This window comes from Pseudomonas sp. PDM25, assembly GCF_019219045.1.
Classification (GTDB): Bacteria; Pseudomonadota; Gammaproteobacteria; order Pseudomonadales; family Pseudomonadaceae; genus Aquipseudomonas.
The window spans coordinates 544,075-568,589 of the sequence record NZ_JAHUWL010000003.1 but is presented as its reverse complement, the minus strand read 5'-3'; the positions used below and the strand labels follow the sequence as shown (position 1 = coordinate 568,589).

The 24,515-nt window shown below is 59.5% G+C and carries 26 protein-coding genes; 11 read left to right on the top strand and 15 right to left on the bottom strand.

Features of this window, described 5'->3' with window-relative positions:
* Window positions 1-21: 21 nt before the first annotated feature.
* The 5 genes from hyi (at window position 22) to KW848_RS08105 (ending at window position 5,731) form a co-directional block, all read left to right on the top strand.
* Entirely contained in the window at window positions 22-804 is a 783-nt protein-coding gene (hyi, locus tag KW848_RS08125) for a hydroxypyruvate isomerase (protein WP_192406858.1), read from the top strand.
* Between the two features lie 152 nt (window positions 805-956).
* A complete protein-coding gene (locus tag KW848_RS08120) occupies window positions 957-1,847 on the top strand; it encodes a 2-hydroxy-3-oxopropionate reductase (protein WP_074874627.1) in 891 nt (296 codons plus the stop codon).
* A gap of 152 nt (window positions 1,848-1,999) precedes the next feature.
* Complete coding sequence (locus KW848_RS08115) at window positions 2,000-3,280, top strand: glycerate kinase (RefSeq protein WP_218536516.1); 1,281 nt, start codon at window positions 2,000-2,002, stop codon at window positions 3,278-3,280.
* Window positions 3,270-4,685, top strand: coding sequence for a pyruvate kinase (gene pyk, locus KW848_RS08110; RefSeq protein WP_111451911.1), 1,416 nt, complete (start codon window positions 3,270-3,272; stop codon window positions 4,683-4,685). The genes KW848_RS08115 and pyk overlap by 11 nt, the downstream gene beginning before the upstream one ends.
* 131 nt (window positions 4,686-4,816) lie before the next feature.
* Complete coding sequence (locus KW848_RS08105) at window positions 4,817-5,731, top strand: urea transporter (RefSeq protein ID WP_218536515.1); 915 nt, start codon at window positions 4,817-4,819, stop codon at window positions 5,729-5,731.
* Between the two features lie 17 nt (window positions 5,732-5,748).
* Here KW848_RS08105 and KW848_RS08100 read toward each other — a convergent pair whose 3' ends face one another.
* Window positions 5,749-6,564: an alpha/beta fold hydrolase gene (locus KW848_RS08100; protein WP_218536514.1), complete on the bottom strand. Its 816-nt coding sequence runs from the start codon at window positions 6,562-6,564 to the stop codon at window positions 5,749-5,751.
* A gap of 61 nt (window positions 6,565-6,625) precedes the next feature.
* Window positions 6,626-9,199: an autotransporter domain-containing protein gene (locus tag KW848_RS08095; protein ID WP_218536513.1), complete on the bottom strand. Its 2,574-nt coding sequence runs from the start codon at window positions 9,197-9,199 to the stop codon at window positions 6,626-6,628.
* 218 nt (window positions 9,200-9,417) lie between these two features.
* On the opposite strand from KW848_RS08095, the gene KW848_RS08090 reads away from it, so the two are divergent.
* Both KW848_RS08090 and KW848_RS08085 read left to right on the top strand, forming a co-directional pair.
* On the top strand, window positions 9,418-10,242 hold the full coding sequence (locus KW848_RS08090) for an ion transporter (protein ID WP_218536512.1): 825 nt from the start codon (window positions 9,418-9,420) through the stop codon (window positions 10,240-10,242).
* 102 nt (window positions 10,243-10,344) lie between these two features.
* Window positions 10,345-11,343 carry a sulfate ABC transporter substrate-binding protein gene (locus tag KW848_RS08085; RefSeq protein ID WP_218536511.1) on the top strand — a complete coding sequence of 333 codons (999 nt, stop codon included), beginning with the start codon at window positions 10,345-10,347 and terminating at the stop codon, window positions 11,341-11,343.
* Window positions 11,344-11,522: 179 nt separating this feature from the next.
* Here the strand turns inward: KW848_RS08085 and KW848_RS08080 are convergent, their stop codons facing one another.
* Window positions 11,523-12,152: a hypothetical protein gene (locus KW848_RS08080; RefSeq protein ID WP_218536510.1), complete on the bottom strand. Its 630-nt coding sequence runs from the start codon at window positions 12,150-12,152 to the stop codon at window positions 11,523-11,525.
* Window positions 12,153-12,387: 235 nt separating this feature from the next.
* Here KW848_RS08080 and KW848_RS08075 point away from each other — a divergent pair, with 235 nt between their 5' ends.
* Complete coding sequence (locus tag KW848_RS08075; protein WP_192406832.1) at window positions 12,388-13,593, top strand: MFS transporter; 1,206 nt, start codon at window positions 12,388-12,390, stop codon at window positions 13,591-13,593.
* A gap of 92 nt (window positions 13,594-13,685) precedes the next feature.
* Here the strand turns inward: KW848_RS08075 and KW848_RS08070 are convergent, their stop codons facing one another.
* Window positions 13,686-14,090, bottom strand: a complete 405-nt coding sequence (locus KW848_RS08070) for a type II toxin-antitoxin system HicB family antitoxin (protein ID WP_056742059.1) — start codon at window positions 14,088-14,090, stop codon at window positions 13,686-13,688.
* Complete coding sequence (locus KW848_RS08065) at window positions 14,090-14,302, bottom strand: type II toxin-antitoxin system HicA family toxin (RefSeq protein WP_218536509.1); 213 nt, start codon at window positions 14,300-14,302, stop codon at window positions 14,090-14,092. The genes KW848_RS08070 and KW848_RS08065 overlap by 1 nt, the downstream gene beginning before the upstream one ends.
* Window positions 14,303-14,581: 279 nt before the next feature.
* Between KW848_RS08065 and KW848_RS08060 the strand changes: the two genes are divergently transcribed.
* The 3 genes from KW848_RS08060 (at window position 14,582) to KW848_RS08050 (ending at window position 16,872) form a co-directional block, all read left to right on the top strand.
* Window positions 14,582-15,301 carry an SDR family oxidoreductase gene (locus KW848_RS08060; RefSeq protein WP_192406830.1) on the top strand — a complete coding sequence of 240 codons (720 nt, stop codon included), beginning with the start codon at window positions 14,582-14,584 and terminating at the stop codon, window positions 15,299-15,301.
* A gap of 132 nt (window positions 15,302-15,433) precedes the next feature.
* Entirely contained in the window at window positions 15,434-16,321 is an 888-nt protein-coding gene (locus tag KW848_RS08055) for a LysR family transcriptional regulator (protein ID WP_218536508.1), read from the top strand.
* A gap of 83 nt (window positions 16,322-16,404) precedes the next feature.
* Window positions 16,405-16,872 carry a helix-turn-helix domain-containing protein gene (locus KW848_RS08050; protein ID WP_218536507.1) on the top strand — a complete coding sequence of 156 codons (468 nt, stop codon included), beginning with the start codon at window positions 16,405-16,407 and terminating at the stop codon, window positions 16,870-16,872.
* Window positions 16,873-17,092: 220 nt separating this feature from the next.
* On the opposite strand, the gene KW848_RS08045 is transcribed toward KW848_RS08050, so the two are convergent.
* The 10 genes from KW848_RS08045 to ccmA all read right to left on the bottom strand — a co-directional run bounded on the left by KW848_RS08045 (window position 17,093) and on the right by ccmA (window position 24,452).
* A complete protein-coding gene (locus tag KW848_RS08045; protein ID WP_218536506.1) occupies window positions 17,093-17,491 on the bottom strand; it encodes a hypothetical protein in 399 nt (132 codons plus the stop codon).
* 14 nt (window positions 17,492-17,505) lie between these two features.
* Window positions 17,506-18,708: a c-type cytochrome biogenesis protein CcmI gene (gene ccmI / locus KW848_RS08040; RefSeq protein ID WP_218536505.1), complete on the bottom strand. Its 1,203-nt coding sequence runs from the start codon at window positions 18,706-18,708 to the stop codon at window positions 17,506-17,508.
* The gene (locus KW848_RS08035) at window positions 18,701-19,174 is read right to left on the bottom strand and encodes a cytochrome c-type biogenesis protein (RefSeq protein ID WP_129442231.1); all 474 of its coding nucleotides are present in this window, start codon (window positions 19,172-19,174) and stop codon (window positions 18,701-18,703) included. The genes ccmI and KW848_RS08035 overlap by 8 nt, the downstream gene beginning before the upstream one ends.
* A complete protein-coding gene (locus tag KW848_RS08030; RefSeq protein WP_192406821.1) occupies window positions 19,171-19,707 on the bottom strand; it encodes a DsbE family thiol:disulfide interchange protein in 537 nt (178 codons plus the stop codon). The genes KW848_RS08035 and KW848_RS08030 overlap by 4 nt, the downstream gene beginning before the upstream one ends.
* A complete protein-coding gene (locus tag KW848_RS08025; protein ID WP_218536504.1) occupies window positions 19,704-21,692 on the bottom strand; it encodes a heme lyase CcmF/NrfE family subunit in 1,989 nt (662 codons plus the stop codon). The genes KW848_RS08030 and KW848_RS08025 overlap by 4 nt, the downstream gene beginning before the upstream one ends.
* Window positions 21,693-21,695: 3 nt before the next feature.
* Complete coding sequence (ccmE, locus tag KW848_RS08020; RefSeq protein WP_054596313.1) at window positions 21,696-22,151, bottom strand: cytochrome c maturation protein CcmE; 456 nt, start codon at window positions 22,149-22,151, stop codon at window positions 21,696-21,698.
* On the bottom strand, window positions 22,148-22,324 hold the full coding sequence (gene ccmD, locus KW848_RS08015; RefSeq protein ID WP_008145547.1) for a heme exporter protein CcmD: 177 nt from the start codon (window positions 22,322-22,324) through the stop codon (window positions 22,148-22,150). The genes ccmE and ccmD overlap by 4 nt, the downstream gene beginning before the upstream one ends.
* The gene (locus KW848_RS08010; RefSeq protein ID WP_111451896.1) at window positions 22,321-23,076 is read right to left on the bottom strand and encodes a heme ABC transporter permease; all 756 of its coding nucleotides are present in this window, start codon (window positions 23,074-23,076) and stop codon (window positions 22,321-22,323) included. Before KW848_RS08010 ends, ccmD begins: the two co-directional genes overlap by 4 nt.
* Before the next feature lie 75 nt (window positions 23,077-23,151).
* Window positions 23,152-23,820 carry a heme exporter protein CcmB gene (gene ccmB, locus KW848_RS08005; RefSeq protein ID WP_218536503.1) on the bottom strand — a complete coding sequence of 223 codons (669 nt, stop codon included), beginning with the start codon at window positions 23,818-23,820 and terminating at the stop codon, window positions 23,152-23,154.
* Entirely contained in the window at window positions 23,817-24,452 is a 636-nt protein-coding gene (ccmA, locus tag KW848_RS08000; protein ID WP_007894233.1) for a cytochrome c biogenesis heme-transporting ATPase CcmA, read from the bottom strand. The genes ccmB and ccmA overlap by 4 nt, the downstream gene beginning before the upstream one ends.
* Between the last annotated feature and the right edge of the window lie 63 nt (window positions 24,453-24,515).

Sequence of the window (24,515 nt, the reverse complement as noted above, 5' to 3'; positions counted from 1 at the left end):
ACACATATACGGGAGACCACCATGCCGCGTTTCGCAGCCAACCTGTCCATGCTGTTCACCGAGCAGGATTTTCTTGCCCGTTTTGAAGCTGCCGCCAAGGCCGGCTTCAGTGGTGTCGAATACCTGTTCCCTTACGACTTCAGCTCCGCCGAGATCAAAGCCAAGCTCGATGCCAATGGCTTGACCCAGGTGCTGTTCAACCTGCCGGCCGGTGACTGGGCCAAGGGCGAACGCGGTATCGCGTGCCTGCCGGACCGGGTTGAAGAGTTCCGCGCCGGTGTCGACCTGGCGATTGCCTACGCGAAAGTATTGGGCAATACCCAAGTCAACTGCCTGGCCGGTATTCGTCCACAAGGCGTCGACGATGCCACCGTGGAAAAAACCTTCGTCAGCAACCTCAAGTACGCGGCCGACAAGCTGCAAGCGGCGGGCATCAAACTGGTGATGGAAGCGATCAACACCCGCGACATCCCGGGTTTCTACCTGAACAACACCGCGCAAGCCCTGTCGATTCGCGAACAGGTCGGCAGCGCCAACCTGTTCCTGCAATACGACATCTACCACATGCAAATCATGGAGGGCGACCTGGCCCGCACCATGGCTGCGCACCTGGGCGAGATCAACCACATCCAGTTGGCCGATAACCCTGGGCGCAACGAACCAGGCACCGGTGAGATCAACTACCGCTTCCTGTTCGAACACCTGGACCGCATCGGTTATCAGGGTTGGGTTGGTTGCGAATACAAGCCGCTGACCACCACTGAAGCGGGTTTGGGCTGGCTCAAAACCCATAACGCAATCTGACGCAGATCCCTGTGGGAGTGAGCCTGCTCGCGATGAGGCCAGCACATTCAACGTTGACGTTGTCTGGCCTACCGCTATCGCGAGCAGGCTCACTCCTACAAAAAGCTATGCACCCATTTGCTTGAGCAACACAAAAACAAGAGGATTTTCTCATGGCTAAAATCGGATTTATCGGCACCGGCATCATGGGCCACCCAATGGCGTTGAACCTGCAGAAAGCCGGTCACAGCCTGTTCCTGTCGGCGCACCACGACGCTGCGCCTGCTGACCTGATTGCCGGTGGCGCCGTCGCCCTGGCGAACCCGAAAGAAGTCGCGCAAGAGGCTGAATTCATCATCGTCATGGTGCCGGATACCCCGCAGGTCGATGACGTGCTGTTCCGCGCCGACGGCGTTGCGGCCGGTGTTGGCAAAGGCAAAGTCGTGATCGACATGAGCTCGATCTCGCCGACGGCTACCAAAGCCTTCGCCGCCAAAATCAACGAAAAAGGTGCTCAGTACCTCGACGCGCCAGTGTCCGGCGGTGAAGTCGGCGCCAAGGCTGCGACCCTGAGCATCATGGTCGGCGGTGAGGCCGATGCCTTCGAACGCGTTCTGCCGCTGTTCCAGGCGATGGGCAAGAACATCACCCTGGTCGGCGGCAACGGCGACGGTCAAACCGCCAAAGTGGCGAACCAGATCATCGTGGCGCTGAACATTCAGGCCGTGGCCGAAGCCCTGCTGTTTGCTTCGAAAAACGGTGCCGATCCGGCCAAGGTGCGCGAAGCACTGATGGGTGGCTTCGCCTCCTCGAAGATCCTCGAAGTGCACGGCGAACGCATGATCAAAGGCACCTTCGATCCAGGCTTCCGCATCAGCCTGCACCAGAAGGACCTGAACCTGGCTCTGGCCGGCGCGCGCGAACTGGGCATCAACCTGCCGAACACCGCCAACACCCAGCAAGTGTTCAGCACCTGCGCGGCCATCGGCGGCAGCAACTGGGACCACTCGGCGCTGATCAAGGGCCTGGAACACATGGCGAATTTCTCGATTCGCGATAAGTAACACCTGCACAAAACCCTGTGGGAGCGGGCTTGCTCGCGAAGGCGGTGTGCCTGCCAATACAAATGGCGCCTGATACACCGCTTTCGCGAGCAAGCCCGCTCCCACAGGGAACCGAGTCGCCCTCCAAATAACAAGAAATCCGGGAGCCCGCCATGTCGGTCAATCCGCAACAATTCCTGCGCGAGCTGTTTGCCACAGCCATCGACGCGGCCCATCCGCAGCAAGTCCTCGAAGCCCATTTGCCCAAAGACCGCAGCGGTCGGGTGATCGTCATCGGCGCCGGCAAAGCCGCCGCGGCCATGGCTCAAGTGGTGGAGCGTTGCTGGCAGGGTGAAGTATCCGGTTTAGTGGTGACGCGTTACGGTCACGGCGCCCCGTGTGAAAAAATCGAAGTGGTCGAAGCCGCTCACCCGGTGCCTGATGCTGCCGGTCTGGCCGTGGCCAAACGCGTACTGGAACTGGTCAGCAACCTGACCGAAGACGACCGTGTGATCTTCCTGCTCTCGGGCGGCGGCTCTGCTCTGCTGGCGTTGCCCGCGGCCGGCATCACCCTGGCCGACAAGCAATCGATCAACAAAGCCCTGCTCAAATCCGGCGCCACCATCGGCGAGATGAATTGCGTGCGCAAGCACCTCTCGGCGATCAAGGGCGGTCGTCTCGGCAAAGCCTGCTGGCCTGCCACTGTTTATACCTATGCGATTTCCGATGTACCGGGCGACCTCGCCACGGTCATCGCCTCCGGCCCCACCGTGGCCGACCCGAGCACTTCCGCCGAAGCCCTGGCGATCCTCAAGCGTTACGCCATTGAAGTCCCGGCCTCGGTGCGCAACTGGCTGCAGAACCCGGAATCAGAGACGGTCAAACCCGGCGACCCGAGCCTGGCGCGCAGTCACTTCCAGCTGATCGCTCGCCCACAACAGTCGCTTGAAGCCGCTGCGGTGAAAGCACGCCAGGCCGGTTTCAGCCCGCTGATCCTCGGCGACCTGGAAGGCGAATCCCGCGAAGTGGCCAAGGTTCACGCCGGCATCGCCCGTCAGGTCGTGCTGCACGGTCAGCCATTGGCGGCGCCCTGCGTGATCCTCTCGGGCGGTGAAACCACGGTCACCGTACGCGGCAATGGCCGTGGCGGACGCAACGCCGAATTCCTGCTGAGCCTGACCGACAGCCTCAAAGGCCTGCCCGGCGTCTACGCGCTGGCCGGCGACACCGATGGCATCGACGGTTCCGAAGACAATGCCGGCGCAATCATGACCCCGGACAGCTACGCCCGCGCCGCCGACCTCGGCCTGAGTGCCAGCGACGAGTTGGACAACAACAATGGCTACGGCTATTTCGAGGCGCTGGACGCGCTGATCGTCACCGAGCCGACCCGCACCAACGTCAACGACTTCCGTGCCATCCTGATTCTCGAGAGCCCTAAAAATGACGCCTGACAAGAAGGTTAAAATCCTCGCCACCCTCGGTCCTGCCACTCACGGGATCGACGACATCCGTGAACTGGTGCAGGCCGGGGTCAATATCTTTCGCCTGAACTTCAGCCACGGCGATCACGCCGACCACGCTCAGCGCTATCAGTGGATTCGTGAAGTCGAGCGCCAGCTGAATTATCCGCTGGGCATTCTGATGGACCTGCAAGGCCCGAAACTGCGGGTCGGCAAGTTCGCCGAGGGCAAGGTGCAACTGCATCGCGGTCAGGCGCTGCGTCTGGATCTTGACCCGACGCCGGGGGATGAGCGCCGGGTCAACCTGCCTCACCCGGAAATCATCGCCGCACTCGAGCCGGGCATGGACCTGCTGCTGGATGACGGCAAGCTGCGACTTCGCGTGGTGACAAAGTACGCCGACGCCATCGACACCACCGTGCTCAATGGCGGCGAACTCTCGGACCGCAAAGGCGTGAACGTACCGCAAGCGGTGCTGGAACTGAGCCCGCTGACCGCCAAGGACCGTCGCGATTTGAGCTTTGGTCTGGAGCTGGGTGTGGACTGGGTCGCGCTGTCGTTTGTGCAGCGCCCGGAAGATATCCGCGAGGCGCGCGAACTGATCGGCGACAAAGCGTTTTTGATGGCCAAGATCGAGAAGCCTTCGGCCGTGACGCAACTGCGCGAGATCGCTGAGTTGAGCGACGCGATCATGGTCGCTCGCGGTGACCTCGGCGTGGAAGTGCCGGCCGAAAGCGTGCCGCAGATTCAGAAAAACATCATCACCATCTGCCGTCAGCTCGGCAAACCCGTGGTGGTGGCGACGCAGATGCTTGAGTCGATGCGCTTCTCCCCAGCCCCGACCCGTGCCGAGGTGACCGATGTTGCCAACGCCGTGGCCGAAGGTGCGGATGCGGTGATGCTGTCGGCGGAAACCGCGTCCGGTGAGTACCCGCTGGAAGCCGTGCAGATGATGAGCAAGATCATTCGTCAGGTGGAAAATGGTCCGGATTATCAGGCGCAACTGGACGTCAGCCGACCCAAGGCTGAGGCGACTGTTTCCGATGCGATCAGCTGCGCGATTCGTCGCATCAGCAATGTGCTGCCGGTGGCGGTCCTGGTGAATTACAGCGAATCCGGCACCTCGAGTTTGCGTGCGGCGCGGGAGCGGCCAACGGTGCCGATCCTCAACCTGACGCCGAACCTGCAAACCGCTCGCCGGTTGACGGTGGCGTGGGGCGTGCACTCGGTGGTCAATGATCGGCTGCGGCAGGTGGATGAGGTGTGCTCGACGGCGCTGGAGATTGCCCAGGCGCAGGGCATGGCCAAGCGTGGCGACACCTTATTGATCACCGCGGGTGTGCCGTTTGGGCAGCCGGGGTCGACTAACTCACTGCGTATCGAAACATTGATTTAGCGCCTGTACCGGCCTCTTCGCGAGCAAGCCCGCTCCCACATTAGTTTTGTGTCTATCACAGATTAAATGTGGGAGCGGGCTTGCTCGCGAATGGGGCGACTCGGTGCCCCAGACACACTACAGACCTCATCATGCCTGCCAATCACTTCAACACCCACTGCCCCGACTGGGCCACTGCCCTGCTCAACGGTTTCAGTCAGATCTTTCTCCAGCGCCATCCGCTGTGCGGTCTGCTGTGCCTGTTGGCCATTCTGTTCACCGCGCCCGCCCTGCTCGGCGGTGCACTGCTGGGCGGTGTCGCCGGGTTGCTCACCGCGCAACGACGCGGCTATGCCAAGGCCGATCGACAGGCCGGACTCTTCAGTTACAACGGTGTTCTGCTCGGTTTGCTGCTGAGCCTCTACTTCCCCTGGTCAGCGCTGTTACCGCCGCTGATCATCGCCGCTGGCGGCCTGAGCGCGATGTTCACTCAACAATGGCTCAAGCGCGTCCGGGTCAGCCACTACCTGCCTGCCTATACGGCGCCCTTCGTGGGGCTGGGCTGGTTGCTGCTGTGCTTCGCCACGCCCTCGACCGATGCGCACTTGATCGAAATCAATACGCTGAACATGCTCGCCGCACCACTCAAAGGCCTCGGCCAGGTGATGTTCCTCGGTCATCCGCTGGCCGGTGCGATGATTGCCGTGGGTTTGCTGATCGCTGATCGCCGCGCATTCTGCTGGGCATTGTTGGCGTCTGTCGCGGGCATGGGCTGGAGCATGCTGCATCACGACTTCTATACCGCATTGATCGGCCTCGGTGGCTATAACGCCGTCCTCGCCGCCCTCGCCCTCAGCTCGCAGCGCCAGAAGCCTTGGCTGCCGCTGGCCGGTATTGCATCAGCGCTGTTGCTGACGCCGGTGTTTGCCACCATCGGTCTGCCAACGCTGACCGCGCCGTTCATCCTCTCCGGCTGGCTGATCCGTGCCGGTAATCGAGTGCTACGCCAGACCGCTGTCGACCGTGCGCCTTGTGCTATTGAGCGCCAAACCAAGGGTGGCGCCTGATAGGGCTGAATCTGCATTCAGCGCAATGGATCAGTCTCGCAAGCCAATGGCAGATCCGACCGCGCGCCCCAACTTTCATCGTATCCCTGATCGTGGGTGGCGAGGGTTTCGATGACTTCCAGGCATTTGCCCTGAAGCTGCGAGGCATAGACCCGGAGCATTTGAGGCGGCACGACCTTGTCATTCAAACCGATGAAATGACGTTGCGGGAGCGCCCGCAACTTGTCGCGAAACTCCAGAGGTGTCACCGGCTTCGAGAATGGCGCGAGCTGCATCAGCTCCGCCCACTTTACCGGGTCGAGATTGCCGGCAATCGTTTGCACCTGAGTGACGTCGTTACGAGAACCCGCAAGGATCAAGGCAATCGCCGCGCCACCCGAGTATCCGACCAGTTCGAACTGCTCCACGGCAAAGCGGCTTTTCAGACGATCAAGGGCCGCGCTCATGGTCTGTATGACTGATGAGTTGAAACGACCGGAAGTCCACACATCAGGGTTGCAGCCTGGTGATGTCACGAACTGACAAGGGCGCGCCAGATAGGCACTGGGCCCTCGATCTCCAGCGGCCAATCTCGCCATCAAGGACACGCGAGGGGTCGGATCGATACTCGGTTGAGATCGTGTCGCCCACGCCCGACCATCGCCTTCAATGTAAACACGCAGATGCTTATAGCTCCCTGGTGGCGGGAGCAAGGCCATGAGTGTGTAAGGTGAACTATCGAGCGTTCCAGGAGTAAGCGAAGAACTGTGGCTTAGCGCCTGCAAATCGACTTTACCCGCGCACCCGCTGAGCCCGAGGAGCGCGAAGCCGATGGCGGCCAGTGCTTTAAACATGGTTTTAACCTGTTGATCAGACGCAACGGCCCACCCGCGCGAACCGTTGCAATCCAGTCGATCAAAAAGCGTAGCGCGCTTCAAGGGTAAAGGTGTCGGCGTTAAAACCGGTCTTCGCTTGATAGCTGTAATGGGTCCCCAGGGTTAGAGCATCAATTTGATACTTCACCCCTATGCGACCTTCATAACTATCACGTACCGGACTGGCTCCCGAGACAATGAAAGGCGAGCCCCCCAAGGTGAAACTGGAGGTCTGATTGATCCGGTCACCGATGAAGTCATGGTAAGCCATCACACTCGCTTCAGGGGTAAGGGTGCCATTGAGCAATGGCACGTCGGCGGCCATTCGCAACCCGGCGCCCAGCTCGCCGATTTCGAAGCGCTGGGCATTGGAGTGCAGGGCGGCCGAAGAGCCATGCTCATTAAAGCTGTCCAGCTGAATATTGGTGTAACGTGCGGCGACACGGGGTTCGACAATCAGTTGGTCAGAGAGCTTGAAGGTATAACCGCCCAAGGCGCTCAGAGCCCACGCGTCACTGTTGTAGCTGCCTTTGGCCACGCTGTCGGCGATGTAACGTTTGCTGTCATTGTCATTGCGCCCGTAACTGAGGCTGCCATCGACAAACCAGTTGCGCAGATCCCAGCTACCGTACAGCGTCAATGCGCTGCCCTGTACATCGGTTTTATTTCCAGTATCGGAAGTGACGTTAGTGTTCAGATACGAATAGGCCAGACCCACGGTGGTATTAGTATTCAACTTGCCATCCGCCCCGACAGCAACACCGCTGCTGTTGGCCGAATAACCGGCGACCGCATCACGACTGTCCTGATCCTGGTTGCTGCTCAACCCCTGAATCCATACGCCGGTCTCTGCCAGCGAATCCCCTGATGAGAGCCCCGAGCGCAGACCGGAAACGCGGTTGCTGATCGCGCCATTCATCATCGCCTGACCCGACACTGCCGCATTGACCGCCCCACCGCTGACGTCCGGAGCCAGTTGCTCACCGAGCTTTGCCAGTTCCTCTTGGGAGGAGGCGTTGGCAAAGGCTTTGAAGACCGCATCATCACTGTTCAATTGTCCCAGCGGGCCATTCTTGAAGCGATTGAGAATCTTGCGGGTGCTGCTGGAAGTACCGATGCTCCCCTGCTCTTCATCCACCTGACGGTCACTTTTCAGTGTGACCAGCGCGTTAACCGTCTGGGCATCGGTTGTATAGCTGGCGACATTCAACAACGAAGACGAACTGCTGACGCTCAACCCGTTGTTCTGCAGGCTACTGGCCTTGACCAGTGTGTATTGAGTGCCGGCAGCGGTCGGCGTGAAATCACCTGGTTTGGCATTCAATGTCACGTTGGAGGACTTGGCAAAGGTGGCCTTGCCGTCCACCGTCAAATAAGGCGTGGCGGGTGTGACGCGATCCGAAAGCAACATATCGATGCCACTGTTGGCACCGACGTTCAAGTCGCCAGTGATCACGACCCCCTGATTTTGCAGATTCAGAGAGCCCGACGTCACAGAAACCGTGCTGCCGATTTTGCTACCGGTGTAATTGGCCTGACCCGCGACATTCACCCCATTGAGGTTGAGCAGATCGCCCTTGATCGCACCGCCGGTCCAGTTCAGTTGCGCCAACCCTGCGCCATCGATGGCCGCCACATGATTGCTGCGAATTTCGCCACCTTGCTGGTTGATCTCGAACGCTGATGTCTGGTCCGCATCGACCCGGATCGCAACACCGTCCGCAGTGATATTGCCGGCGTTGATAATGCCCCGAGCGCCAGGCACAGCATTCTGCGTGAAAGTGGCCCCGCCGAGCTTGATGCCAACGGCGTCTTCACCCGATGCCTCAATAGTCCCGGTGTTAAGCAAATAATCGACTGAACCATCGAAAAAAACGATAGCCTCGGAGTTCTTGCCAACGCTCATGATCGAGCCGCTGTTCTCGATCCTCAACGCGCTGGTTTGGGTCTCGACGTGAAAAGCGGAGGCGTTCTGACCCGTGGCACGAATCGTCCCTGAGTTGAGCAGCCTGCCGGCGATGCTCACGGGAAGCACGCCATGGGAATCCAGAATCAGCCCCACAGCAGATTTACCCTGCACATCGACAACACCACTGTTGATCAGATCGCCGCCAATAGTGGTCCCATGGAGGTAGATACCCTCAGGCTCGCCATAGATATTGGCTCCCGATGCCTGGGTGATGGAGACAGTCCCGGCGTTGATGACATTGCCGGTGATAGTGGTATTGGCGATCTCGATTCCCTCAGCGAAATTCACGTTGGAAAGAGAAAGCTTGCCGGCATTGATGAAGTCACCCTGAATGTTGCTGCCGCTGGTGTTGCGGAAACTGACATCCAGTCCGATCCCGGTCACCGTCGCGCCTTGAGCGTCGAACGTGAAGTCGCCCCGGTTAATGAGTGAGCCCGCGACAGTGTTCTGAAAGAACGTGACACCCGTTTTGTCCGTGTTGCTCTGGCGGGTCCGTTGCCCGGTCAGGGTCAAGGTTTCACTAAGGGTTTGACCCGTCCAGTTCTTGAAACCCTGACCCAGGTCGTACTCGCTGGCAAATGCCTGAGCGGTCGAAGCGCTGATAACCATTGCCAGCAGGCTTTTCTTGAACAACTTACTATCCATATCGCTTCCGTGTGGTTTTGAAACCCCTCGCCTGAAATCCGGGTAGCACATCGAGACAAAGGTTCTTGTTCTGTGGGAAGTCGCTATATCGACGAGATCATCAATTTCTTAAGCCATGAACAACTAAAACCGGCTGAACATGGCCTACCCGGAGTCCCGCTTGCGCAATCCTCGTCAATCACCCACGCTTCTCTGATTTTCGGCTTGGGCAAGACCTAATGGACAGTAACAACGACTGGCGCCAGCGCCTCTACGTCATGATTTTCCAGAGCGACACAGTGGCTGGGCGGCGCTTCGACGGCATCCTGTTGTTGATCATTCTCGCCAGTATTGTGATCGTGATGCTCGACAGCATCGACGCGGTTCACCAGAACTACGCCGACCTGCTGGCATACATCGAGTGGGGCTTCACGGTCATCTTCGTCATCGAATACGGCCTGCGACTGTACTGTTCGCCCAAGCCGTTGCGCTACGCGTTCAGCTTCTATGGACTGGTGGATTTGCTGGCGATCGTGCCCGGCATTCTTGCGCTGTATTACGCCGATGCGCAGTACCTGCTGATTATCCGGATCATTCGGATGCTGCGGATTTTCCGCGTGCTCAAGCTCAGTCCGTACCTCAAGCAAGCCAACTATCTGATGTCCGCATTGCGTGGCAGCAAACAGAAGATCGTGGTGTTTCTGGTCAGCGTCTGCACCCTGGTGACGGTATTTGGCACCTTGATGTACGTGATCGAAGGCCCGGAGCACGGCTTCACCAGCATTCCCAAAGGCATCTATTGGGCTATCGTCACGCTGACCACTGTGGGCTTCGGCGACATCGTGCCCAAGACGCCGCTGGGTCAGGTGATTTCGTCGTTGGTGATGATCACCGGTTACTCGATCATCGCCGTGCCGACAGGGATTTTTACTGCCGAACTGGCCAACGCGATGCGCGGCGAACAACTGCAACATGACTGCCCGGTGTGCAAGAAAAACAACCACGAGCATGGAGCGGCATTCTGCTCACGGTGCGGTAATCAGCTATTCAAGAAAATGGAATAAGCAAAGTGCTTTTTAATCTTTAAAGGACTATGCGAGCCCCGTTATAGTCGCTGGCAAATTGCCTCACTTTTAAATAAAAACTTTACGAACAAGGACTGCGCAGTGAAAAAACTCTTTGGCGCCTCACTTCTGGCCGCTGGCCTGGCACTGACCAGCATGGCGCAGGCCGCACCGACCCTGCTTAACGTTTCCTACGATGTGATGCGCGATTTCTACAAGGACTACAACACTGCCTTCCAGAAACACTGGCAAGCCGAGCACAACGAAAACATCACCCTGCAGATGTCCTTCGGCGGCTCAAGCAAACAGGCGCGTTCGGTGATCGATGGCCTGCCGGCTGACGTCATCACCATGAACATGGCCACCGACATCAACGCACTGGCGGACAACGGCAAACTGATTCCGGACAACTGGGTTACCCGCCTGCCGAACAACAGCGCGCCGTTCACCTCGGCCACCGTATTCATCGTCCGCAAAGGCAACCCGAAAGCCCTGAAAGACTGGCCTGACCTGCTCAAGGACGGCGTGCAGGTGATCGTGCCAAACCCGAAAACGTCGGGTAACGGCCGCTACACCTACCTCTCGGCCTGGGGTTATGTGCTGAAAAACGGTGGCGACGAAAGCAAAGCCAAAGACTTCGTCGGCAAGCTGTTCAAACAAGCGCCGGTGCTCGACACCGGTGGCCGCGCCGCCACGACGACCTTCATGACCAACCAGATTGGTGATGTGCTGGTGACCTTCGAAAACGAAGCGGAAATGATTGCCCGTGAATTTGGTCGTGATCAGTTCGAAGTCATTTACCCAAGCGTCTCCGCCGAAGCCGAGCCGCCCGTGTCGGTGGTCGACAAAACCGTCGACAAGAAAGGCACCCGCGCGGCGGCCGAGGAATATTTGAAGTACCTGTGGTCGCCGGAAGGTCAGGAGATCGCTGCGGCGAACTACCTGCGTCCGCGTGATCCAGCGGTGCTGGCCAAGTACACCGATCGTTTCCCGAAAGTGGATTTCCTGTCGGTAGAGAAGACCTTTGGTGACTGGCGAACAGTGCAGAAGACTCACTTCAATGATGGCGGGATCTTTGATCAGATCTACAGCGGTCAGTAATTCCTGAGTCCAATGAAATAGGCGACCTGAGAAGGTCGCCTTTTTTGCGGCTCGTGTTCGCTGAAGATCCCCTGTGGGAGTGAGCCTGCTCGCGATGACATTTATCCATTCGATAAATTTGTTGCCTGACACGCCGCTATCGCGAGCAGGCTCGCTCCCACAGGGTTTGAGCCAAGCAGTTACATCGGCGGTGTCACGCCATCCTTGCCGGCCGCGATCGATTGCGCGGTGAGTGTCCCGTCAGCACTTTGGGTCACAAACGTCACGATCTTCACGCCCACCTTCAGCAAGCTGCGATCCCCCGGCACCAGGTTCACGATCGGCACATCCTCCGGCACCAGAATCTTCTGCTGGCCGCCCTTGTAGTTGACGGTCAAGACCCGACCATTGCTGACGACCAAATCGCCGACGCTGCCATTGGTCATGCTGCTGCCCTTGGCCAGGTCGAAGGGCCGATGGCCATCGCCGCTGCCGGCCAGTTCCGGTGGAAAGACATGGACTTCCAGTGCCTTGAGGGTTCCGTCCTCCTGCGGTATGGCTGCCGAACCGATGTAGCTGCCGGGTTTGATGTCTTCGATATTGGCCAGGGTGACCGCGCGGACTTTGGTGTCCTGGGTCAGATTGATGACCACGTTTTCACCACTGTTGACGTGGACTTTCAGCACGTCGGGGCTGACCCCGGTGATCTCGCCGCGAACGCCGATGCGCATACCCGGTGGGTCAGCAGCCTGGGCAAGACCTGCCGTGAACAAGCCGATCAAGGTAACCATTGAAGCGCCGAGAATCAGGTGACGGAACATCGCATTCATGGAAGTGCCTTCCGGTTATGAAACGTGAGGAGAGAACATAAGCACGCTATCGAACAGGATGTAAGTGAATGTATCATCGGACCTCAATGTTTTGACGCCAGGTTCCTCGATGGGCATCACAAACGTCCGTCACTCATTCCGCAACGGAATGATTGCTATCACTCCAAACCCTCTTCTGCCCATTCCGATAGCCCTTTAGCCTGCGCACATTCTCCTTTGCTCAGCGAGACCCGTTATGAATCCAGCGACCCCAGTGCCCCACGGCACCGCAACAATGACCCGAGGCATGGTGCTGCTGTTTGCCTTCTGCTGCGGCGCCATCGTTGCCAACATTTACTACGCCCAACCGATCATCGGCCTGATCGCGCCGGACATCGGCCTGACCAGCACCATGGCCAGCCTGATCGTTTCGCTGACCCAGATCGGTTATGCGTTGGGTTTGTTTTTCCTGGTGCCGCTGGGTGATTTGCTGGAAAACCGCCGCTTGATGATCATCACCACCGTGGTGGCGATTGCCAGTCTGTTGGGTGCAGCGTTCACCGATCAGCCAAACGTGTTTTTGCTGATATCGCTGCTGGTGGGTTTCAGTTCGGTGTCGGTGCAGATCCTGATTCCACTGGCTGCGCACTTGGCACCGGAAGAGTCTCGTGGCCGTGTGGTCGGCGGGATCATGGGCGGTTTGCTGTTGGGGATTCTGTTGGCGCGACCGGTGTCCAGCGTGGTGGCTGACCATTTTGGCTGGCGTGCGATGTTTGTGATTGCAGCGGTGCTGATGGCGGCGATCAGCATGGTGTTGGCGCTGACGATCCCCAAGCGCCAGCCTGATCACAGCGCTTCTTATGGCCAGTTGTTGGGCTCGCTGTGGACCCTGTTGCGTCAACAACCGGTGTTGCGTCAGCGCGCGTTTTACCAGGGGTGCATGTTCGCCACCTTCAGCCTGTTCTGGACCGCCGTGCCACTGGAACTGGCGCGCAATCATGGCTTGTCGCAAACCCAGATCGCGATCTTCGCCCTGGTCGGGGCCATCGGCGCCATCGCCGCCCCCATTGCCGGTCGACTGGCCGATGCCGGCCACACCCGCGTTGCTTCACTGCTGGCCCTGTTGTTCGCCAGCCTGAGTTTTCTGCCCGCGTTCATTCATCCGGTCTACAGCGTTATCGGCCTCGCCGTCACCGGCGTGGTGCTCGACTTCTGCGTGCAGATGAACATGGTCCTCGGCCAACGCGCGGTCTACGCCCTCGACGCCAAAAGCCGCAGCCGCCTGAATGCGCTGTACATGACCAGCATTTTTATCGGTGGGGCGTTTGGCTCCTCGGTGGCCAGTGCGGTGTATGAACACGGCGGCTGGTTGTGGATCGTGATTGTGGGTAGCGCGTTTCCACTGCTGGCGTTGATTCGGTTTTTGAGTGTTTCAGAGAAGCGTTCGTTGGCGACGGCGTGAAGCTTTAAAAGCATCGCGGGCAAGTCGGACCGCGGCACCGCTCGCTCCTACGGGAGCGAGGTTGCCTGCGATTGCTGTGTGACTGAAATCACTCAGTGCCGAACCAACTTCTCCATCGCCGCATCTGCCAGAAATGAAGAGCGGCTTTTGACATTGTGCTCACGCACATAACGATCAATACGCTGAATCACATAACCGGGCAGCGTCACATTGACCTTCTCGGTTTTGCCCATGTACGGCGCGATGTCCAGCTCCAGCATTCCCCAGCCCATGTCGGCAAAGTCCGGATTCCCACGGTGGGCGGCAGCAGATGTAGGCATGGGAATCGACTCCCCGTCAGCCGCAATCTCCTGAAGCATGATGTGGGCAATCTCGACCGCCGCGTTGTAGGCGTCTTCAAACGTATCCCCGGCCGTTACGGCGCCTGGAATATCGGGGATCTGAATACCGATGGCGGTGTTCTCGTCGCCCCACTCGATACAGATTGGATATTGCATTATGGATCTCCTGCATAACTGGCTCCCGGGCAATACAGCCCGGCTCGCCTCCTGATGCTTTTGACCGTCCCGTTCGGCAAATCCTTTTTCGGATGAGGGACGGGAATCGTGTACGGGTTGTATCGGTGTTTGAAGAGGTGATGACTGCCGGCAATCCGATCCAGCATCCAGCCAGCCTCCTCCAACTCCTTGATCAATAGCCTGCTCTGCACCAATAGCCTCCTTGCTCAGGCTCAAACAAAAGTAACCCTAGAGTTATCTTTACTCAAGCACAAAAATCCGAAACGCGACGCTCGGTTGTTTTACAGAGTGTGATTGCGGGCCGCGGCATTCTTCCCAAGAATGAATACTTTCGCTCAGCCTGATCCGTTACGCCGAGGTCAACCCGGATTACACTCAGCGTCCTGAGCCTGACGCGATGCTGGATGCGATTCGCGGCTGAACCGATCAAATGCCGCCTGAGCCGCGGCATGTTTTTCAAGGAGTGTGCAATGACCCGACGTACCTTTCTCATCACCGGCGCCAGCAAAGGCATCGGCCGTGCGGTCGCCGAGCATCTGGATCGCGCGGGGCATCGGGTGGTCGGAATCGCCCGATCGCCCGACCTGAGCTTTCCCGGCATCCTGTTTCCGCTGGATCTGAGCGACAGGGCACTGACTCAGGAAGTGCTGGCGGATCTGGCCATGACCTATGAGTTCGACGGGCTGGTGAATAACGTCGGTCTGGTGCGCCCGCAGGTGCTGGGGGAAATCGACCTCGACACGTTCGACGACGTGATGCGGGTCAACCTGCATTCGGCGTTGCAGGCCACTCAGGCATTGCTGCCGAACATGCGCGCCAAGGGCTGGGGTCGGGTGGTGAACATTTCCAGCCTGACCGTGCTGGGTATCACGCAACGCACCGCCTACGCGGCGGCCAAAGCGGCGTTGATCAGCTTCACGCGATCCTGGGCGCTGGAACTGGCGCAAACCGGCGTAACGGTAAACGCCGTGGCCCCGGGCCCGACCGAAACCGAACTGTTTCGCGCCAACAATCCGCCGGGCAGTGAGGGTGAAGCGCGGTATCTGGCCGGTGTGCCGATGGGGCGGTTGGGGCAACCGCAGGAAATCGCGGCGGCGATTGCGTTTTTGTTGTCCGAGCAGAGCGGGTTTATCACCGGGCAAACCTTGTTTGTCGATGGCGGCGCCTCAATCGGCAAAGCTGCGTTCTAACCAACAACATCAATTCCCCTGTGGGAGCGAGCCTGCTCGCGATGGCGGACTGTCAGTCACATTAATGCTGGATGTTCCGCCATCATCGCGAGCAGGCTCGCTCCCACAATTTGATCTTCACAAGGACTTCGGATGGACCGCCTCGGCGCAATGGAAACCTTCGTCTACGTGGTGGAAACCGGCTCGTTTTCCGCCGCTGCCCGGCGCTTGAATATCGGCCAGCCCGCGGTCTCGAAAGCCATCGCGCAGTTGGAGGCGCGCCTCGCGGTCAGGCTGCTGTTGCGCTCGACCCGAGGCCTGACCCCCACCGAAGCTGGCCTGGCCTTTTTCGAACGGTCCAAGCGTGCCATCGAAGAAGCGGACGAAGCCGACAATGCCGCTCGCGGTGCCGCCAGCGGCCTCACCGGCAATCTGCGCATCTGCGCCGCCGTGACCTTCGGCCGGCTGCACATCGTTCCGCACCTGGGGCCATTTCTCGATCAGAACCCGGGCCTGAACATCGATTTGATGCTGGACGATCGCAACGTCAATCTGGTGGAAGAAGGCGTCGACATCGCCTTGCGCATGGGCGCCTTGAGCGACTCCAGCCTCACCGCCCGCAAGATCGCCGAGTGTCGACGCGTGGTGCTGGGCACGCCCACCTATTTCGAAAAACACGGCGAGCCCACCTGCCCTGCCGATCTGAGCAAACACCAAGCGGTCATCTACACCTTGGGCGGTAATGCCAATTGGCAATTGCACAACGGGACAGATGATCAGTCCGTCATCATCAGCGGGCGAATCCGCGTCAACGCCGCCGAAGGTCTGCGTGCAGCCGTGCTTGCCCATCAAGGGCTGACCATGGCGTCCGAATGGATGTTTGCCCCGGAACTGGCCAACGGCGCGGTCAGGGAAGTGATGAGGGATTGGACGTTGCCGAATCAGGACCTTTGGGCGGTGTTTCCCACGGGCAGAATGGCCAGTGCGAAGGCTCGGGCGTTTGTGCAGTATGTGCAGGGGTTGTTGGCCAAGGAGGCCTGAAACCTACTCGTTTCGTTTATTGCGATTTTCGTTTGATTCGAATAGCCTTCCAGCATTGTTTTTTCAGAATGTCGGAAACCATCATGTCGCCAGTCATCCATCCACCGATCAATCTACCCATGGAGCGCGAAGTTCAGGCTGCTAGCGAAGGCCAACGCGCTCTGGTTGCCTACCTCGCCACTCAATTCGAAACTCAGCACATCCAGATTTTCGACGAGCAGAATGAAGCTCACACTGTCGAACTGCCCACCTCAGCCCTCAGGTTACTGGTCGACATTCTGGCTGAGCTAGCCGCGGGCAACGCTGTCAAAGTAGTCCCGGTTCACGCCGAATTGACCACCCAGGAAGCCGCCGACCTGCTTAACGTCTCACGCCCGCACCTGATCAAGCTGCTTGAATCCGGCGAGTTGTCCTACCACAAAACAGGCAAGCACCGACGTGTGCGCTTCGCCGATTTGATGGACTATAAAAACCGGCGCGACACTGCCAGCGAGCAAGCAATGACGCTTCTCGCCGAGCAGGCACAAGCGTTAAGGACAGGATACGAGTGAGGCAATCCTCTTTTACCGCTGTATATGACGCATGTGTTCTATGCCTTGTGCCCCTGAGCTACACAATCAAGATCAAAAGATCGCAGGCCTCGCCAGCTCCTACCTTTATCGAGTACACCCGTCGGTCATTGTCGTACACGATCCTGTAGGAGCTGGCGAAGCCTGCGATCTTTTCAGATTCCAAAAAACAAAACGGCGATCCTGAGATCGCCGTTTCTGTTTACTCCCCGAATTGCCGTCCCAACCCGCCCGGCACGCCATGGATGTCTGTCTCTTCCCATGGCCCGTTCGGGCTGATCGACCGGCTCCAGCCGTTGTCCCAGCGGTAGTACGTGCGCTGGCGGTAGAAGGTGTTGGTCTGATCATCGAGAACGTACACGCCGAGCTTGGCGTCCCAATGGCTGTTGCCACCCGGCGGCGGCGCGAAGCTGGCGGAGGTGCGTGGCAGCGGTTTGGCGGGCTTGGCCGGGATGCTCGGCTTGCCCGGTGTCGGGGACGGCGTCGGACGTGGCTGCGACGGCGGGATCGGTGGCAGCCGTTCAGGCTGCTGCGGTTGGACCACGCAAGCGCTTAACCCCAAAACCATACTGAGCAGGCTGATACGGGCGATGGCGGTCATAGTGGCGTTTCCTGTCATTTGTCCGGGCTGTCGATGGTCAGTGTTTGCTGCGCAGTGGTGCTGCTGGCCAGAGGCTGGCTGCGACCGATCCATTCGCCGGCAGTGGGTTTGCCGGCGCGGGAGATGCGCGCAACCAGTTGGACTTCAGGGAAGTTCGACAGTTTCAACTGCGGCATCATTGCGTCGGCGTCGCCCAGCTCGACAGTCGCCGGCAAGTCGGCAACGGTCAGGCGTTTGGCGGCCAGGGGTGCCGGAGGCCCTGCGGTGGCGCGGGCGAAAATGAATACGCTGTCGCCCGGCTGGACCTTGGCTTTGAGCTCTGGAGCCAGATCCACTCGCACCTTGAGCAGTGCCGCCACCTTGGCGGCGGGCGCCTGGGCGACCTTGCCACCGCTGGCTTCGAGTTTCTCGGTGGCCCGAGTGATGCCACCTTGCAGCGCGGCGCGGGAACTGTCCTCCGGTGGCAGTTGCACCAGCAGGCGATTCCAGTAATCGATGGCGTCCTGATAACGCTGGCTTTCAAAGGCAGCAATACCGAGCAAGCCAAGGCTGGTGACTTCTTTCGGATCGGCTTTGAGTGCTTCGTCGGTCAGGGCCTGAACCTTGTCCGACCACTTCTTGCCGTCGGCGAAGTACTGAGCCTGCGCCCATTGACCCAACAGCTCCGGCTGACGACCGGCCAGGTTCACCGTGCGTTCGAAGATCTTCGCCGCATCGCCAGGGCGATCCTGAGCCATGTACGTGCGACCGAGGAAATACAGGCCTTCAGCCGAATCCGGCTGAGCCGCGACCGCACGCTCCAGGCGACGGGTCATCTCTTCCATCGACTGCGGCGCCTGGGAGAATTCACGGGTCAGTTCGACCTTGTCGCTCGCCCCAAAATGCAGATACAGGCCGAGGCCCAGCACCGGCACCAGAATCGCCGCCAGCAAGGGCCACGGTTTGCCCAGGCGGGACACACGTGGCGCCTCGGCGCCTTCAGTGTCGGCGAGCAATTCACGGGCGGCTTCGGCGCGACCGGTGTCCATTTGCGTGGCGTCGAGAACGCCCTCTTCCTGCTGAGTCTGCAACTCAGCCACGCGTTCCTGATACAGCGCGACGTTCAGGGCCGTACGATCCTCTTCAAGCTGGGCGCGACGACCACGCAGAACGGGAATCAGCAGAAAACTCAGGGCAACCAGAAGTAGCAGACCTGCAGCGAGCCAGAAATCAATCATTCTTGGTTTTATCCAACAGGTGGTCGAGGCGCTCACGCTCCTCGGCAGAGAGCTCATCCTTGGTGTCAGCGCGTTGCACGCGACGACGGCGGACGATCACGGCGATGATCACAAAACCGCCCAGCAGCAGGCCGGCAGGGCCGAACCAGAGCAAAGCAGTCTTGGCGTTCAGAGCGGGTTTGTAGCGGACGAAATCACCGTAGCGGTCGACCATGAAGTCGATGATCTGCTGGTTGTCCTTGCCCTCGCCGAGCATGCGAAAAATCTCTTTGCGCAGGTCAGCGGCGATCGGTGCGTTGGAATCGGCAATGTCCTGATTCTGGCACTTGGGGCAACGCAGCTCTTTGGTCAGCTCGCGAAAACGTTCGCGATCACCTTCTTTGGCGAACTCGTAGGTGTCGATGGCCGCGTGCGCCACGCCGGCCATGCTCAAACCCAATACCGCGGCGGCTATCCAGCGCTTCATGGCTTGGCCTCATCAACCAGCGCCTGATACTTGGCCGCCAGTTTTTCGCGCCAGACCTGTTCGTCGATCACACCAACGAACTTGTCACGGATGATGCCCTTGGCGTCGATGAAGAAGGTTTCCGGAGCGCCGTACACACCCAGGTTCAAACCCAAAGTGCCGGCGTCGTCACGAATGTCCAGCTGGTACGGATTGTGGAATTCCACCAGCCACTTCAAGGCGTCAGCGTTGACGTCCTTGTAGTTGATGCCGTAGATCACCACGCCTTTCTCGGCCAGTTTATTCAGCACCGGGTGCTCGACCCGGCAGGAAATGCACCAGGTCCCCCAGACGTTGACCAGTGCCGGTTTACCCAGAATGTCCGCCTTGGTCAGTGTCTTGTCGCCCTGCACCGCCGGCAGGGAAAACTCCGGGAACGGCTTGTTGATCATCGCCGAGGGCAGCTCGGCCGGGTTCAGGAACAGACCGCGATAAAGGAAAACAGCCACCACCAGGAAAATCGCCAAGGGCAACAGCATCAACCAACGTCTCATGCCGTGGCTCCCGTCATGCCCAGTGCTTCACGCACACGGCTGTTCACTTTGACCCGGTAACGGCGATCCAACGCCGCCAGCAAACCGCCCAAACCGGTGAGCAGACCACCGAACCAGATCCAGCGCACGAACGGTTTGACGTGGACGCGAACGGCCCAGGCGCCATCGCCCAACGGTTCGCCGAGTGCGACGTAGAGGTCGCGGGTGAAACCGGCGTCGATCCCGGCTTCGGTCATCACCGAGTTCTGCACGGTGTAGAGGCGTTTTTCCGGGTGCAGCACGCTGACTTCCTTGCCGTCGCGGATCACCCGAACGGTGCCCTTGTCGGAGGTGAAGTTCGGGCCTTCGAAATGCTTGGCACCTTCGAACACGAAGTGGTAACCGCCCAGGTCCATGGACTCACCCGGCGCCAGACGCAGGTCGCGCTCGGCACTGTTCTGGCTCGACAGCACGACGCCAAGGGCACACACGGCGATGCCGAGGTGAGCGACCTGCATGCCCCAATAACTGCGGGTCAGGGTCGGCAGGCCTTTGATCAGGCCTTTGTGGCGAGTCTTGTCGAAGATGTCACGCACACCGGCCAGCAACACCCAGGCAGCGAGCATGAAGGTCGCAATCACTGCCCAGTTGAAATCGCCATAAGCGACACCGGCGATCACGGCCAGCGCGGCGCTGCCGAGCAACACCGGGGTCAGCATGCTCATCAGCCATTTGACCGGGGTGTCTTTCCAGCGCACCAGCATGCCGACCGCCATCACCACCATCAGCAAGGCCATCAACGGAATGAACAGTGCGTTGAAGTACGGCGGGCCGACCGACAGCTTGGCGCCGGTCATCGCATCGAGGATCAGCGGATACAACGTGCCCAGCAGAATCATCGAGGCCGCCACCACCAGCACCAGGTTGTTACCCAGCAGCAGGGTTTCCCGGGACCAGAGGTTGAAGCCAACGTGGCTCTTCACCACCGGAGCGCGCAGGGCGAACAACGTCAGCGAACCACCGACTACAAACAGCAGGAAGATCAGGATGAACACACCGCGTTCTGGGTCGGACGCAAAGGCGTGAACCGAGGTCAGCACGCCGGAACGTACGAGGAAAGTCCCCAGCAAGCTCAACGAGAACGCGGCGATGGCCAGCAATACGGTCCAGCTCTTGAACACGCCACGTTTTTCCGTGACCGCCAACGAGTGAATCAGCGCCGTACCCACCAGCCAAGGCATGAAGGAGGCGTTTTCTACCGGGTCCCAGAACCACCAGCCGCCCCAGCCGAGTTCGTAGTACGCCCACCATGAACCGAGGGTGATACCGATACCGAGGAAGGCCCAGGCGACGATGGTCCACGGACGGGACCAGCGAGCCCACGCCGCATCAAGACGACCGCCCAGCAGTGCAGCGATGGCGAAAGCGAAGGCTACGGAGAAACCGACATAACCCATGTACAGCATCGGCGGGTGAACGATCAGGCCGATGTCTTGCAGCAGTGGGTTGAGATCACGACCGTCCGCAGGAATCTGCGGCAGGATGCGGGCGAAAGGGTTCGAGGTGAGGATCAGGAACAGCAGGAAACCCGTGCTGATCATGCCCATCACCGCCAGCACGCGAGCCAGCATCACTTGCGGCAACTGTCGGGAAAACACCGACACCGCAAAGGTCCAGCCACCGAGGATCAACGCCCAGAGCAGCAACGACCCTTCGTGCGCGCCCCACACCGCGCTGAACTTGTAGTACCACGGCAAGGCGCTGTTGGAGTTGCTGGCAACGTAGGCGACGGAAAAATCGTCGGTCATGAAGGCGTAAGTCAGGCAACCGAAGGAGAACAGCAGAAACGCGAATTGCCCCCAGGCGGCCGGTTGAGCAAGGCTCATCCACAAGCGGTCACCGCGCCAGGCACCGAGCAACGGCACCACGGCCTGAACCAGCGCGAGACACAGCGCCAGAATCATGGCCAGATGGCCGAGTTCAGGAATAAACAGTCCAGACGTCATCGATCAACCCTCCTTCGCGGGCGTTGGAGCAGATTGACCACTGTCTTTCAAAGCCTTGGTCACTTCCGGCGGCATGTACTTTTCATCGTGCTTGGCCAGCACTTCGTCGGCCACCACCACGCCGTCGGCGTTGAGCTTGCCCAGGGCAACGATGCCCTGCCCTTCGCGGAACAGGTCTGGAAGGATGCCGCGATAAGTGATGGTTACGGATTTATTGAAGTCGGTGACGATGAATTTCACGTCCAGCGAATCGCCGGAACGTTGCAGCGAACCTTTCTCGACCATGCCGCCGGCGCGGATGCGCGTGTCTTGCGGGGCTTCGCCGTTGGCGATCTGGGTCGGGGTGTAAAACAGATTGATGTTTTGCTGCAGGGCGCTCAGGGCCAGGCCGACGGCAGCACCGACGCCGACCAGGATCGCGAGAATGATGATAAGACGCTTTTTGCGCAGCGGATTCACTTGCCGTTCTCCCGGCGCAGACGACGCGCCTCTTGTTGCAGATACCGCTTGCGGGCCAGGATTGGCGCCGCCACGTTGAGGGCCAGCACTGCCAGGCAGATGCCATAGGCTGACCAGACATACAGGGCATGATGTCCCATGGCGAGGAAGTCGCCGAATGAAGCAAAACTCATCGAGCGGCCTCCAGACTGTTCTGCACTTCTGCCTTGACCCAACTGGCGCGGGCTTCGCGCTTGAGCACTTCAAGACGCATGCGCAGCAGCAACACCGCGCCGAAGAAACAGTAGAAACCCAGCACCGTCAGCAGCAGTGGCAGCCACATCTCGGCGGGCATTGCCGGTTTTTCGGTGAGGGTGAACGTCGCGCCCTGGTGCAGGGTGTTCCACCACTCCACCGAGTATTTGATGATCGGGATGTTGATCACGCCGACAATCGCCAATACCGCGCAGGCCTTGGCGGCACTGTCACGATTGCTGATCGCATTGCCCAGCGCAATAAGACCGAAGTACAGAAACAGCAGAATAAGCATGGACGTAAGTCGTGCATCCCAGACCCACCACGAGCCCCAGGTCGGTTTGCCCCAGATCGCACCGGTGACCAGCGCCACGGCGGTCATCCAGGCGCCGATGGGCGCCGCGCATTGCAGGGCGACGTCGGCCAGCTTCATCTTCCACACCAGCCCGACGATGCCACAGACCGCCAGCATCACGTAGATGGACTGGGCCAGCATGGCGGCCGGAACGTGGATATAAATGATGCGAAAACTGTTGCCTTGCTGGTAGTCCGGCGGCGCGAAGGCTAGGCCCCACACGACACCAACGCTGATCAGCAGCAACGCCGCGACACTCAGCCAAGGCAGCAGTTTGCCGCTGATGCCGTAAAACCATTTGGGCGAGCCGAGCTTATGAAACCAAGTCCAGTTCATTACTGTTTCCATCACGGTTGCTCTTCGCTATGAAGAGCCAAGGGTCTTTACTGATCAAAAATTGACCAGACCTCATTATTCGCCGACGCTGATCTTCAGGCCAGCAGCGATTGCAAAAGGTGTCAGGGTTATCGCCAGGGCGGTCAGGCTACCAAGCCACAGGAGATAACCGGTCGCCGGCATGCCCTGCAATGCCGCCTGCAAGGCGCCACTGCCGAGAATCAACACCGGGATGTACAACGGCAGAATCAGCAGCGCCAGCAACAGGCCACCGCGCTTCAATCCCACCGTCAGGGCTGCGCCCACCGCACCGAGCAGGCTCAGCACCGGTGTACCCAGCAACAAGGAAAGCAGCAACACCGGCAGACAGGCGGTTGGCAAACCGAGCATCAATGCCAGTAATGGAGCGAGCAAAACCAGTGCCAGGCCAGAGAAGGACCAGTGTGCCAGTACCTTGGCCAAAACCAGAAGAGGCAGGGGGTGCGACGAAAGGACCCACTGTTCAAGCGATCCGTCTTCGAAATCACTGCGGAAAAGCCCGTCCAGCGAGAGCAAAACCGATAAAAGGGCCGCTACCCAGACCAGTCCCGGAGACAAGGTTTGCAACAATTGAGACTCGGGGCCCACCGCCAACGGGAACAGGGAAACGACAATCGCGAAGAATACGAGCGGATTGGCCAACTCCGCCGGGCGGCGGAACAACAATCGGGCTTCACGGGCGACCAACAGGCCGAAAGCTCTCATACGGCCCAATTCCCCAGATCAATGTCGCGATAGCCGGCCGGCATCCGGGTCAGCGTGTGGTGAGTGGTCAAGACCACCATGCCACCGCGCTCGCAGTGTGCGGCCAGGTGTTCTTCGAGTTGCGCCACGCCTTGTTTGTCGAGCGCGGTGAACGGCTCATCGAGGATCCATAGCGGCGGGCTTTCCAGGTACAACCGCGCCAACGCGACCCGGCGTTGCTGCCCGGCAGACAGCGTATGGCAAGGAACATCCTCGAAACCGCGCAGTCCGACAGCCGTCAGCGCTTGCCAGATCGCCTCATGGGAGGCCGGTTGATGCAAGGCGCAAAGCCAGCTCAGATTCTCTTCCGGCGTCAGCAAATCCTTGATCCCGGCGGCATGGCCGATCCACAGCAGGTTACGCGCCAGCTCAAAACGTTGCTCGTTCAATGGCTGGCCGTTGAGCAGCACCTGGCCGGCAGTCGGCTGCATCAGCCCGCAAAGCAGACGTAAAAGGCTGGTTTTGCCACTGCCGTTGGGGCCGCTGATTTGCAACATTTCGCCACTGGCCAGTCTCAATTCGAGATTTTCGAAGAGCAGCCGAAGGTCTCGCTCACAGGCGAGGGCAACGGTTTGCAGGACAGGACTGGTCAAGAGATCACGGGCCTTTTGGGTTCAAGTCGGCAGTGGAGCGGCCGTTAAAGATATGCAGGATAA

Excerpts from the sequence above, each read along its gene's own strand:
- ccmB (WP_218536503.1), bottom strand. The coding sequence starts at position 23,820 with ATGAGAGCTTTCGGCCTGTTGGTCGCCCGTGAAGCCCGATTGTTGTTC.
- KW848_RS08055 (WP_218536508.1), top strand. The coding sequence starts at position 15,434 with ATGGACCGCCTCGGCGCAATGGAAACCTTCGTCTACGTGGTGGAAACC.
- hyi (WP_192406858.1), top strand. The coding sequence starts at position 22 with ATGCCGCGTTTCGCAGCCAACCTGTCCATGCTGTTCACCGAGCAGGAT.
- KW848_RS08030 (WP_192406821.1), bottom strand. The coding sequence starts at position 19,707 with ATGAGACGTTGGTTGATGCTGTTGCCCTTGGCGATTTTCCTGGTGGTG.
- KW848_RS08095 (WP_218536513.1), bottom strand. The coding sequence starts at position 9,199 with ATGGATAGTAAGTTGTTCAAGAAAAGCCTGCTGGCAATGGTTATCAGC.
- KW848_RS08105 (WP_218536515.1), top strand. The coding sequence starts at position 4,817 with ATGCCTGCCAATCACTTCAACACCCACTGCCCCGACTGGGCCACTGCC.
- KW848_RS08080 (WP_218536510.1), bottom strand. The coding sequence starts at position 12,152 with ATGAATGCGATGTTCCGTCACCTGATTCTCGGCGCTTCAATGGTTACC.
- pyk (WP_111451911.1), top strand. The coding sequence starts at position 3,270 with ATGACGCCTGACAAGAAGGTTAAAATCCTCGCCACCCTCGGTCCTGCC.
- KW848_RS08050 (WP_218536507.1), top strand. The coding sequence starts at position 16,405 with ATGTCGCCAGTCATCCATCCACCGATCAATCTACCCATGGAGCGCGAA.
- KW848_RS08070 (WP_056742059.1), bottom strand. The coding sequence starts at position 14,090 with ATGCAATATCCAATCTGTATCGAGTGGGGCGACGAGAACACCGCCATC.
- ccmD (WP_008145547.1), bottom strand. The coding sequence starts at position 22,324 with ATGAGTTTTGCTTCATTCGGCGACTTCCTCGCCATGGGACATCATGCC.
- KW848_RS08100 (WP_218536514.1), bottom strand. The coding sequence starts at position 6,564 with ATGTTTAAAGCACTGGCCGCCATCGGCTTCGCGCTCCTCGGGCTCAGC.
- KW848_RS08090 (WP_218536512.1), top strand. The coding sequence starts at position 9,418 with ATGGACAGTAACAACGACTGGCGCCAGCGCCTCTACGTCATGATTTTC.
- KW848_RS08035 (WP_129442231.1), bottom strand. The coding sequence starts at position 19,174 with ATGAAGCGCTGGATAGCCGCCGCGGTATTGGGTTTGAGCATGGCCGGC.
- KW848_RS08025 (WP_218536504.1), bottom strand. The coding sequence starts at position 21,692 with ATGACGTCTGGACTGTTTATTCCTGAACTCGGCCATCTGGCCATGATT.
- KW848_RS08075 (WP_192406832.1), top strand. The coding sequence starts at position 12,388 with ATGAATCCAGCGACCCCAGTGCCCCACGGCACCGCAACAATGACCCGA.
- KW848_RS08045 (WP_218536506.1), bottom strand. The coding sequence starts at position 17,491 with ATGACCGCCATCGCCCGTATCAGCCTGCTCAGTATGGTTTTGGGGTTA.
- KW848_RS08060 (WP_192406830.1), top strand. The coding sequence starts at position 14,582 with ATGACCCGACGTACCTTTCTCATCACCGGCGCCAGCAAAGGCATCGGC.
- KW848_RS08120 (WP_074874627.1), top strand. The coding sequence starts at position 957 with ATGGCTAAAATCGGATTTATCGGCACCGGCATCATGGGCCACCCAATG.
- ccmI (WP_218536505.1), bottom strand. The coding sequence starts at position 18,708 with ATGATTGATTTCTGGCTCGCTGCAGGTCTGCTACTTCTGGTTGCCCTG.
- KW848_RS08115 (WP_218536516.1), top strand. The coding sequence starts at position 2,000 with ATGTCGGTCAATCCGCAACAATTCCTGCGCGAGCTGTTTGCCACAGCC.
- KW848_RS08010 (WP_111451896.1), bottom strand. The coding sequence starts at position 23,076 with ATGAACTGGACTTGGTTTCATAAGCTCGGCTCGCCCAAATGGTTTTAC.